Origin of the sequence: Streptomyces sp. NPDC050164, from assembly GCF_044459945.1 — a bacterium.
Lineage (GTDB): Bacteria > Actinomycetota > Actinomycetes > Streptomycetales > Streptomycetaceae > Streptomyces > Streptomyces coeruleorubidus_A.
In genome coordinates, this window is record NZ_JBITJK010000092.1 from 1 (window position 1) to 2,862 (window position 2,862).

Consider the following 2,862-nt stretch of genomic DNA (forward strand, 5'->3'; position numbering starts at 1 on the left):
GAACAACATCGCCGCCGCAGCTGACCACTACCGGTCACGCCCCGACCACGCCACCGCACTCCTCAAGATCACCTCCTGAGAACGCATGGGCCCTGGACCACATGGTTGTCAGCGGGGCTGATAGTTGAGGGTTCCGAGGGGCCAGTTCGTGGACAGCCAGGTCGTGACGGCCGCTTGCAAGGGCGCGTCCAGCTCGGCTCTGTCGGCACGGACCCAGGAGCGGACGTCGGTGTCATGGTCGTCGGTGCGGGAGGGATAGATATAGACGCAACCGATCACCTCGCCACTAGCGATCTCGATGACGGTGTAGGTGAATCCGCGGCGCTGAGCGAAGTCGTCCGCGTGACGCTGCAGGTCGACGAGGTTCGCCTCCAGGGCCATCCCGTCCGCAGGAGGCCATTCTCGGTCCTGGAAGCCCGGGGTCGCGCGGATGTGCGTGATGCTGCTGGTCCAGGCGGCGTGGTCGGCGGTGTTGTGCTGGGGTCCCAGAGGCTCCAGACGGAACTGCGGGGTGATCAGGTCCGCGGGGACGACGAAGTCGTCGGGGACGAGTGCCTGGTCAGTCATGGGGCCGAGGCTATGAGGCAGGGCTCGCGGGTTGCACCTGGATTGATCACGCCGCTCGCGCGGCGGGGACGGCCCCACCGGATGCCAGACGGAGCCGCGTGCGGGTCAGCCATGTCGTGCGACGCTGTCGCGAGCCCCCGGGTACACCGGCGAGGGAGTTGAGCTGGCGCGCCTGAGACGGACGCCGTGACCGTCAGTTTCGGCACTCAGGCCCAACCCGCTGCCCCGGTGGATGATCCGCAGCAGGCGCTGCCCCTCATCGTCATCGATCTCGCGGACGCGTACTCGCTCAGCCACTAGCACAGCTTGTCTGCCGCGCGCTGCCAGCGAGTGTCATTCCGTCGGCGTGCCGATCCGAAGCCGGTTGCCGTCAGGGTCGCGCAGCTCAATCTCACGCGCCCACGGAGCGTCCTTCGCCTGCACACCGAACTCGGAGGCGATGGCCTCGACATCACGAATGCGGACGTAGACCAACGTGTCAGGGCGGGCATCTCCCTTGTGCTCCGACAAGAACAACCGCACCCCGCCCCGGGCGACCTCCACGAACGTGGGAAGTCCCGGTTCGAAGCGGTGTTCCCACTGCTTGGCGAAGCCCAGTCGCTCGTACCACGCGACCGCCGCCGCAGCATCCTCGACGCGAAGAATGGGAATGACTTCCTCGTCCATGGAGCCATCGTCGCAGACCGCCCAGGGCGAACGTTGCCTGATGCGGCACTAGTCAGCTGGCCGTGTTCGGGTCGGAGGCCACCCGACCCGAACACGGCCGGCTCGGCCCGCGGCAGGCTACATCGGCCAGGCAGTCCCCACCGAGCGCGACCGTCAAGGCCACGTCCAGCAGCTCTTCCCCGGATCGTGCACTGCTCGCGACTTGTACCACGGCGCCTGAGCCACCGATATCGCCTGGTCCAGCCCGGTCTTACTGCCCGTCTCGACCAGCGGGACGCCTCCCTCCTGCGAGGCCACCACCCTCGACGAGGACACGCGGGTAGGACCGATACGTTTCTTCACCTGCGAAGTGCCTCCCGCGGTGGCAGGACCAAGGACCTCGACAATGCTCATGCTTGCTGGTCAGAGGCGCTTTTCGTTTGTCTGACCACCCGTCGGACATCACGCTTCGTGAAAGCGCGAGGATAGAAGGACAGGACTCGGTGGGGCCACCTATCGATCGAAGTCACAGCCGTCCGCGACGATCACGGCTCGGTAACGGCACCCGGCGGAATGTCACACCGTCGACTTCCAGCACACCTCTAGCAAATGACGGCGGGATTCTGTCCGGAGCCCCGCGCCATCTGCGTGAGGAGCCTTCTCATGACGTACAGCAGCGCCCGGCAGCCTGAGCAGGAGCCGCGCCCCACCTGTTCAAGGGGTGCTGAACGCCCGCCGGGCGGCCCGGAATCCAGTGCCGCGTCCAGTGCCGCGAGCGATTCCAACGTCGTACCCATCTACCGCAGCTCACACCGCCCGCCAGGGGGCCTCCCGGCACGCTGACGCCTCTCTCCCTTCCCCTGAGACGTCGGTGAAGGGGAAGAAGTCCACCCCTGCGGCCAAGGTGCGGGCCGATGCGCTGCGGATGCCGGGGTGCGTGCGGATAGCGACGGTCCGGCAGATGGCTCAGGTGATCACAGCGGAGGATGCCGACGGGCGGTCGTACGCGCGCAGGGCGATGAAGAAGCTGGCGGAGCTGGGGCTGGCGGAGACGAATGGCAAGGACGGGCGGCACCCGATCTGGAACCTGACCCTGCGGGGCAGAAGGCTCTGGCCGACGGCAACGAGCTGCCTTCCCGCCCGAAGGCCGGCACCGGAGTGAAGGCGGTGAAGGCGGGGTTCGGTCCGCACGGCGTCGCGGTGACGGACATGATCCTCGCCTACGGCGGCCGCAAGCACCTGACCGACTGGCAGGTGGAGGTCAACCACGCCATCAAGGAGACCGGCCTGAGCTTCAACACCGACGCCGTCCTCGCCCTGCCGACCAAGACCAGCGAGGTCCGCCTCTTCGAGCTCGACAACGGCACCATGTCCCAGGCCCGCCTCGCCAAGGAGGTCTGGGACTACGAGCGCTACGCCGGGCACCGCGTCTGGGAAGGCGCCCGCGGCACGATCGGTACGACGTACCCGTTCTGGCAGTGACACCGCTACACCCGCTCTACGACCTTCCCGCGGCTGCACGTCGTCCTAGGGCCTGTCGTTTGGATCACGCCGGGGACGCGGGGTCTGGCACGCACCTCTGCGGCGTTGTCGTCGGTTGTCGACTCCCCCAAGCTCTCGACTTCGCTCGAGCAAGGGGGGACCCCCATC

Annotated in this window: 2 protein-coding genes and 2 pseudogenes; 1 reads left to right on the forward strand and 3 read right to left on the reverse strand. The window is 67.4% G+C overall.

Features of this window, described 5'->3' with window-relative positions; all coding sequences use genetic code 11:
• Positions 1 to 108 precede the first annotated feature (108 nt).
• The 3 genes and pseudogenes from ACIBNA_RS44955 to ACIBNA_RS44965 form a co-directional block, all read right to left on the reverse strand.
• A complete protein-coding gene (locus ACIBNA_RS44955) occupies positions 109 to 567 on the reverse strand; it encodes a GNAT family N-acetyltransferase (protein WP_399171279.1) in 459 nt (152 codons plus the stop codon).
• Positions 568 to 900: 333 nt separating this feature from the next.
• A complete protein-coding gene (locus ACIBNA_RS44960; protein WP_399171281.1) occupies positions 901 to 1,233 on the reverse strand; it encodes a glyoxalase superfamily protein in 333 nt (110 codons plus the stop codon).
• Positions 1,234 to 1,291: 58 nt separating this feature from the next.
• A pseudogene (locus ACIBNA_RS44965) lies at positions 1,292 to 1,575 on the reverse strand (IS1380 family transposase); the annotation flags it as partial.
• Positions 1,576 to 2,173: 598 nt separating this feature from the next.
• Here ACIBNA_RS44965 and ACIBNA_RS44970 point away from each other — a divergent pair.
• Positions 2,174 to 2,694: pseudogene (locus ACIBNA_RS44970) on the forward strand (replication-relaxation family protein).
• Positions 2,695 to 2,862 lie beyond the last annotated feature (168 nt).